Raw genomic sequence first — 7,999 nt, 5'->3', positions numbered from 1 at the left:
CTGTGCCGATGAAAAAGACCAGCTATGGTTGATCAGTAAAAAGAAAAAAATTACTGTCTTGCTCAAAGATTTCCAGGGCCACAGATTGAATGGCCCAAACGACTTGTGGGTGGATGCAAAGGGTGGTATTTATTTTACAGACCCATATTATCAACGTGATTACTGGGATAGAAAAAAGCCGGATATAGAAGGTCAGAATGTATATTATTTGCCTAAAGGTAACAAAGCGGCTTTTATGGTTGATAGTGCATTGATGCAGCCCAACGGTATTGTGGGTACGCCCGATGGAAAGTATTTGTATGTTGCAGATATCAAGGCCAACAAGACGTACAAATATCAAATTAAAGCTGATGGAAAATTAATGCACCGGCAGCTTTTTGTGGCGCAGGGTTCTGATGGAATGACATTGGATGAGCAGGGAAATCTATACCTGGCCGGACGTGGGGTGACCGTGTTTGATATAAAGGGCAATAAAATTGGGAACATCCCTGTTCCTGCTGAATGGGTAGGCAATATTTGTTTTGGTGGTAAAAACAAACACATGTTATTTATAACAGCATCCGAAGCGGTATATACTTTGCAAATGCGTGTAAAAGGGGTGGAATAAACAGAATACTGAAATGCGCTTTCGTGTAGGAATAATTAGGAGGCGAGTTTTTACCTCTTCTGCATCCCTTCGGAATGAAAGTAGTAAAAAAATTTTTTTCTGCCACACTAAATATTTCCGGGTAACAGTCAATTTTAACCTAGTGTGGCTAGGTGATAAATCCCCTAATTTTTAAGCAACCGTCCCTTGCAAACAAAAAGGTTTCCGCAAGGCTATTTCGGCAAGAAGATAAATTTTAAAAAAAAGCTGTCTATAACAATTTTTTCAAATTGAAAAATAGTTCCTGTATCTTTTGCGAAACATACCATCCAGCATTGCCTTACAGGTTCAAAATTTTAAATTTTAAAAATGATATTTAATAAACTACCTATTTTAAAAACATCTGCCTTCTTTTTAATAGTGATATTTTTTTCCTGTAAAAAAACACCTGCAACCCCCATGCCGCCGGTAGATCCGGGGGGAGGAGGTACCGTGCCGGATTCAACCATTACCCCAGGAAAAGATCCCGCTACAGCAAACACTATCGGCTTTTTTTTAGACGACTGGCAGGCTAAAACCTTTACTGCGCCTGCATACACAGAAACAACAATTACGGTCAGTGCCACCAATACGGTAACGGTAGACGCTACTGATATTATTACGAAAATACCTTTATCCGAATTTGGCCACAATGCAGTTTGGTGGATGGGGCCGGTGGCGGGCGATGCAAGATTTATTGAACCCATCACAAACCTTCATCCGCATATCATCCGTTTTCCGGGTGGCAGTTCCAGCGATGCCTATTTTTGGAATGCTGCACAAGGTATTAACCCTGCCGGTACCCCTGCCATGTTTACAAAAGAGGATGGTACCACCGAGCCTTCCGGATTCAGTTATGGCAAAACAAATTATAACTGGCAATGCAACCTGGATAATTATTATGCCATGTTGCAGCAAACCAATAACAAAGGCATCATTACCATCAATTATGGATTTGCCCGGTATGGCACTGGCGTTAACCCGGTGGCGGATGCAGCCCATCTTGCCGCCGATTGGGTACGTTATGATAATGGCCGTACACAGTTATGGGAAATTGGTAATGAAAATTTTGGTAACTGGGAATGGGGATATCGTATAGATGTATCTGCTAATAAAGACGGGCAACCGGAATTACTAACCGGCGCACTGTATGCCACCCATTTTAATGTGTTTGTAGATTCAATGCAAAAAGCGGCTGGCGAAATAGGTAAAACTATTTACATTGGAGCAGTTACCGCTGAAGCACCTTCGCCCGAATCCTGGCAAACCAATACCCGCAAAACCTGGAACGCAGGCATGATGCCGGGGATTAATAACAAAGCTGATTTTTTTGTGGTGCATAATTATTTTACACCTTATCAAACAAATGATAATGCCAATATTATACTATCATCGGCATTATCGGTTCCTGCTGTTATGATGGAGTATGTAACACAAACATTACAATCGTATGGGGCAACTATTAAGCCGGTTGCAATGGATGAATGGAATATGACTTCCAATACACAAAAACAGCAGGTATCTAACACTAGCGGTGTTTTTGCGGTGCTGGTGATGGGTGAAGCACTAAAAAATAAGTATGGCATGTCTGCCCGCTGGGATCTGTTAAACGGCTGGAATAACGGCGATGACCACGGCCTTTTTAGCGCTGGTGATGAACCCGGAATAAATAAATGGAGTGCACGTCCAAGTTTTTATTACCTGTATTACCTGCAAAAAATGTTGGGCGACAGGTTAGTGAATGCAACAGTGGCAGGCAATAATATGGTGAAAGCATATGCATCAACCTATACATCCGGCGAGGTAAATGTTACGCTTGTTAACACCTCTGCTACTGCACAAACAGTAGAAATTAAAATGAAAAATTTTTATAGTGGCAGCCGCTTTTACTGGTACAGCCTGGAAGGTAGTAATGACAATGGCGCATTTTCAAGAAAAGTTTTGGTAAACGGTAATGGACCTGCCGGCGATGCTGGCGGGCCCGTTACATACGCTTCATTAAAAGCATTTTCGTCAATAACAACCGGCGGTATAAAAGTTTCTATACCAGCCCTGGGTGCAGTAATGATGGTAGTGGATAAAAAATAGCTACAAGAAACAGGCGATAAAGAAGATTGTGTCAAAAGTGATATTTCACATAAAATAACCAAAAACGTTTTGGTACATTCAGTTGTGTTTTTTATTTGTTGTATTGTTGGGGAGAAATAAACTACCTGCTAACCCAGTCTTTTTTATAAACTATATTCCCTATACATTTGCCTGTGAAAAAACTGAAAGATCTGCAACACAAAAATACTATAGACCATTTGAGCCGGATAAGGACAATTGAGCCAACCGATAACGCTGCCATCGCAACAATTATAAGGAGTACCCTGGCTGAGTTTGGCGCCAACCATCCCGGAACGGTTTATTACGATGCAGAAACTGACTATTTGTTTGAGTTGTTTCAAGAGCCCCGCGCCATATATTTTATTGCAATGATGAACGATGAAATGGCAGGCGGCGGTGGAATCTATCCAACAAAAGGCTTACCGGAAGATACCTGTGAATTGGTAAAAATGTATTTGTTGCCTGTGGCAAGAGGTAAAGGCATCGGCAAAATGATTATTGATAAATGTTTGGAAGAGGCAACCGCTTTGGGGTATAAAAATATCTACCTTGAAACAATGCCCGAATTACAGCAGGCAATAAAAGTGTATGAAAAATTTGGCTTTCAATATTTAAATGGCCCGTTGGGAAACAGTGCTCATTTCGGCTGCTCCAAATGGATGTTAAAAAGTTTATAGATCAATTGTTAAGAGTCATTATTCCTAATTTTTATTGTTTTTAAAATCATTGTGTATATATGAAAAAAAATTACCGCTGGGGCATCATGGGTGCAGGCAAAATTGCCGATAAATTTTGTACAGCATTGATGGCAACAGAAGGCGCAGAGGTATACGCCGTGGCCTCACGTGATATGGGTAAGGCAAAAGATTATGCAGTAAGATACAATGCTGTAGCAACGTATAATAATTATGAGGACCTAATTAAAGATCAAAATGTAGACATTATTTACATCGCCACGCCGCATTCATTTCATCATGAACAAACACTGCTTTGTTTGCAACACAACAAACCGGTACTTTGCGAAAAACCAATGTCGCTTTCAACAAAGCAAACAACAGAAATGATTGCAGCAGCAGCGGAGAAGAAACTGTTTTTAATGGAGGGGATGTGGACGGCCTGCATGCCGTTTATGGAAAAAATTCTGTCGTTGATTAAAGAAGATGCAATTGGCCAGCCACAATATATACATGCCGATTTTGGGTTTACTGCACCCTTCGATCCCGCAGGCAGGTTGTTCAAAAAAGCCCTTGGCGGCGGCTCTGTTTTGGATGTAGGCATCTACCCGATTTTTCTGGCTACCATCATTTTTGGTAAACCTTCATTGATTCAATCCGTTTCAAAATTAACCACTACGGGAGTAGACGAATATGCCAATATGGTGCTGCAATATCCCGGAGGCCAAACCGCACATTTACTTTCCTCCATAAGTTTTAATACTGCGCTGGAGGCTGAAATTATTGGCACCAAAGGCAGAATAAAAATAGACAATCCTTGTTTTAAGGCAACTGATTTTACCTTGATTTTAAATGACAGTACAAGTGAACATTTTTCTATGCCGCATCAAAGCAATGGTTTTGAACACCAGATAAAAGAAGTAATGCACTGCCTTGATAATGGCTTGTTGCAAAGCAGCAAAGTGCCGCACCAGTTAACAATCACCGTAAGTAAAATAATGGAGGAGGTACTAAAACAGGCCGGAGTGGTTTACTAAAAATAAGGGATTTTTCTTTTAACGGAAAGATTTAATAAAGTAATGAAGAAGAAATTGCTGTAACAATATTTCGAATTGCTTGCTATTTTATACACTGCACAATTAAGATAAATGAAACAAATCTTATCACTTTTTATTTGTACGTTTCTTGCAATTGCAATAAGTGCGCAACAAAACATCGTTGCTTCGTCAAGCATGTTTCATGGAAATACACTACCGGATAAGTCAAATAATAAGCCCTGTCAGCCTATTGAAGGAATAAAATGGAAATTTAAAACCGGGGGTAAAATATTTTCATCACCTGCGGTAATGAATGGCCTTGTATTGGTGGGCAGCGAAGATAAAAACCTTTACGCTATCGACTTACAAACCGGTAAACAAAAATGGAAATTTGCAACGGGTGGAGCTGTCCATTCTTCACCAGCTGTGTATGGTACTAATGTGTATGTTGGAAGTTTTGATGGGTTCTATTCAATCAATATTAATACAGGTAAGCAAAACTGGAAATTTAAAACCGGGGGAGAAAAACACATCGGCGATACATCGTACTGGGGTATGAAACCATCTGGCGTTTATATGGACGATCTTTGGGATTGTTTTCTTTCATCACCTGTTGTTTATAAAATGGATGATGTGCTTACAGTATATTTTGGCAGCAGTGATGGTAATTTGTATGCTGTTGATGCAGAAAATGGATCATTGCTATGGGCTTTCAAAACCAATGGCATTATTCATTCCAGTCCAACCTTGTATCATGGAAATATTTACATCGGTAGCTGGGACACCTATATGTATGCCTTAGACGCAAAAACCGGCAAAGAAAAATGGAAGTTTAAAACAGGTAATCAAACTGCCATGACGGGTATTCAGGCTTCTGCAACTGTTCAAAATGGCATTGTATATTTTGGAGCAAGAGATGCACATTTTTATGCATTAGATGCCGATAATGGAAATATTATCTGGAAATATGATGCGGAAAATTCATGGATTATCAGCTCGGCGATTATTAAAAATGAAACAATATATGTTGGCACTTCCGACACCTACCTGCTATTAGGTTTAGATGTAAAAACAGGGAAAGAAAATTTTAGGTTTAAAGCCAATGGATACGTTTTTGGTTCGCCTGCAATTGCCGGAAATACAGTGTACGTGGGAGATTTTACCGGTGATATATTTTCTATTGATATAAATGATCGCACAAAAAAAATAATACCTTTTTCAACCGAAGCAAGAAAAGAATATGCTTCCACCATCTTAAAAAATGACACCCTTAATTTTATGTACGCCGCTAAAAATACGGATTTGAATTTATACGCAGCCAATAAGAAAGTAATGGAGGATTTTTATAAGTTAGGGTCGGTAGTTTCATCACCGGTTATTAAAAAAAATATGCTGTATGCAGGCAGCGCTGATGGTTATTTGTATGCGCTCACTTTAAAAGTGAAATAAATATTTGCAGAAAGATAAACTTTTTTGCTGCCTGTGTAAATTGTAACTTGTAACCGTAATAATTGCCATATTTAATTTAAAAAAAACATTCAATGAGAAACAAAATTTCCTTTTTCAGCAGTATTGCAGCGCTGCTTATTTTTATGTCCTGCAACAATGGATCTGGTACAAAAGAAGGAACTGCAACAAATACTGATAGCAGTGCCACCGCCAAAGCAGACAATACCGGCGGTTGGAAAATCGGTGTTCAAACCTGGACATTCCGGTTGTTTACCCAAAGTGAAGCCATTGCAAAAACTGATAGTGCCGGTGTTCGCTACATAGAAGCTTTCCTGGGTCAGCCTTTTGATAAAATCAGTAAAGACACTTTTGGCATCAGGATGTCTGCTGCAGGAAGACAAAAATTAAAAGATCTTCTTAAGCAACATAACATTCAAATTGTGGCCATGGGTGTAACTACCCCTAATGGCAAAGACGAGTGGATAAAAACTTTTGAACTTGCCAAAGAATTTGGATTGAGTTACATTACTTCTGAACCCATCAAAACACAATGGGATCTTGCTGATAGTCTTGCGGGAGTGTACGGTATAAAAATAGCCATTCATGATCATCCAAGACCAAATCCATACTGGCATCCTGACTCTGTATTAGCAGCCATTAATGGCCATAAAAATATTGGCGCCTGTGCCGATTTAGGCCACTGGGCACGCAGTGGTTTAAACCTGGTAGAAAGTCTGAAAAAACTCGAAGGACACATTTATGGCGTTCACCTGAAAGACATTACTGTGTTTGATAAAACGGATGCAGCCGATACCGTTGTTGGTAAGGGCGTAATTGATTTTGCTCCTGTTTTTGCCGAGTTAAACCGGCAAAATTTTAAAGGTATGTTTTCTATTGAACATGAATCTAACTGGGAACACAGTTTGCCCGATGTAATTGAAACCGTAAAGTTTTACAATGACCAGGTAGCGAAATTAAAAAAATAATTTTTTGTTTACAGCATTCAAACAATTAGAATATTTCTTTTGCTAAAGGGTTAACTTTTTTTTAAGCCAACCCTCTTTTCACTTTAGCAAATCATCAAAAAGTTGAAAACCTGACCTTATTGCTTTTTTGCAGGATAGCCTGAAAAAGGTGATAAGGTCTTTTTAATGCACAACATACAAGGCATTTAGAGAAAGGGTATAGAAGCAGAATTACAAAGAGTAGAGTTAACTTTTATTAAGAAATTGAGTATTTTTTAACGAAATAAATGTATATATGTAAGCTTCTTATCATGGTTAAATACTTACCTTTTCACATGCCTTAGCGGTTTTAAAAGTTTTTTCAAATAAATAACCTGCATCAACTCCACGACTGTCTTTTCAAACTTCTCATTTCTCCAGTTGTTATTGAAAGCTAATCTTGGCTTCTCAAAATTTACCTAATTTCGCATTTCTAAAAATAAAAAATGCAGATCGAAATATTAAAATCTAAAATACACCGTATAGTAATTACAGAAGCCAATCTGAATTATGTGGGTAGCATTACCATCGACCTCGATCTGATGGACGCAGCCAATTTAATTGAAAATGAAAAGGTACAGGTAGTAAATGTAAATAATGGTAACCGCCTGGAAACTTATGTGATTAAAGGTGGGAGGGGCACAGGAGTTTGTTGCCTCAACGGGCCGGCAGCCAGACAAGGTGCTGAAGGTGATATTATCATCATACTTTCTTACGCTACAATGGATTTTGAAAAAGCTAAAAGCTTTAAACCATCCATCATTTTCCCCAAAGAAGGCAACAAACTTTAAAATACAATTGGCTCTGTTTACATAAAAAATTGTTCAGAAATTATTTTACCATCTTTTACTTTGTACACCCATAGTTCGCTCATGGTTTCCCGGGGCCGGCCTTTCATGGTAACATCCATTATTGATAAAAAGGCAATAGAATTGCCGGCAATCAATGGGTCAGAAATGTTGTTAGAATGTACCTTTTCAACCATTGCTTCAAATTTATTCCTCTTTTCACGCATGGCTTTTAATCCCGTTGTTTCTTTGTCAAACATGGGCGATGCTTCCTGTTCGATGCTTACAGCATTATCAGTAAATAATTCACTTT

8 protein-coding genes are annotated in these 7,999 nt (G+C 38.9%); 7 read left to right on the top strand and 1 reads right to left on the bottom strand.

The genetic code is table 11. The annotated features are described in order from the left end of the window. From H7254_RS13840 to panD, 7 genes are all read left to right on the top strand, one after another. On the top strand, positions 1-607 hold a 607-nt coding region (locus H7254_RS13840), incomplete at its 5' end, for an SMP-30/gluconolactonase/LRE family protein (RefSeq protein WP_301933527.1). Positions 608-955: 348 nt separating this feature from the next. Further along, a complete protein-coding gene (locus H7254_RS13835; protein WP_301933526.1) occupies positions 956-2,713 on the top strand; it encodes an alpha-L-arabinofuranosidase in 1,758 nt (585 codons plus the stop codon). A 173-nt stretch (positions 2,714-2,886) separates the two neighbouring features. After that, complete coding sequence (locus H7254_RS13830) at positions 2,887-3,411, top strand: GNAT family N-acetyltransferase (RefSeq protein WP_301933525.1); 525 nt, start codon at positions 2,887-2,889, stop codon at positions 3,409-3,411. A gap of 59 nt (positions 3,412-3,470) precedes the next feature. Beyond that, positions 3,471-4,445, top strand: a complete 975-nt coding sequence (locus H7254_RS13825; RefSeq protein WP_301933524.1) for a Gfo/Idh/MocA family protein — start codon at positions 3,471-3,473, stop codon at positions 4,443-4,445. Positions 4,446-4,556: 111 nt separating this feature from the next. After that, complete coding sequence (locus H7254_RS13820; protein ID WP_301933523.1) at positions 4,557-5,894, top strand: PQQ-binding-like beta-propeller repeat protein; 1,338 nt, start codon at positions 4,557-4,559, stop codon at positions 5,892-5,894. Positions 5,895-5,986: 92 nt separating this feature from the next. Next, positions 5,987-6,880, top strand: a complete 894-nt coding sequence (locus tag H7254_RS13815) for a sugar phosphate isomerase/epimerase (protein WP_301933522.1) — start codon at positions 5,987-5,989, stop codon at positions 6,878-6,880. 464 nt (positions 6,881-7,344) lie between these two features. After that, positions 7,345-7,689 carry an aspartate 1-decarboxylase gene (gene panD / locus H7254_RS13810; RefSeq protein WP_301933521.1) on the top strand — a complete coding sequence of 115 codons (345 nt, stop codon included), beginning with the start codon at positions 7,345-7,347 and terminating at the stop codon, positions 7,687-7,689. 17 nt (positions 7,690-7,706) lie between these two features. On the opposite strand, the gene H7254_RS13805 is transcribed toward panD, so the two are convergent. Then, positions 7,707-7,999 (bottom strand): SnoaL-like domain-containing protein (locus H7254_RS13805; protein WP_301933520.1); only part of this gene is annotated, 293 nt, incomplete at its 5' end.

Origin of the sequence: Ferruginibacter sp. (genome assembly GCF_014377975.1) — a bacterium.
Taxonomy (GTDB): Bacteria; Bacteroidota; Bacteroidia; order Chitinophagales; family Chitinophagaceae; genus Ferruginibacter.
Note: the sequence above shows the minus strand (reverse complement) of the source record. Positions and strands in the feature narration are given on the sequence as shown.

What these genes read in the sequence shown, in the direction of transcription:
- H7254_RS13835 (WP_301933526.1), top strand. Translation starts at nt 956, where the DNA reads ATGATATTTAATAAACTACCTATTTTAAAAACATCTGCCTTCTTTTTA.
- H7254_RS13825 (WP_301933524.1), top strand. Translation starts at nt 3,471, where the DNA reads ATGAAAAAAAATTACCGCTGGGGCATCATGGGTGCAGGCAAAATTGCC.
- H7254_RS13820 (WP_301933523.1), top strand. Translation starts at nt 4,557, where the DNA reads ATGAAACAAATCTTATCACTTTTTATTTGTACGTTTCTTGCAATTGCA.
- H7254_RS13815 (WP_301933522.1), top strand. Translation starts at nt 5,987, where the DNA reads ATGAGAAACAAAATTTCCTTTTTCAGCAGTATTGCAGCGCTGCTTATT.
- panD (WP_301933521.1), top strand. Translation starts at nt 7,345, where the DNA reads ATGCAGATCGAAATATTAAAATCTAAAATACACCGTATAGTAATTACA.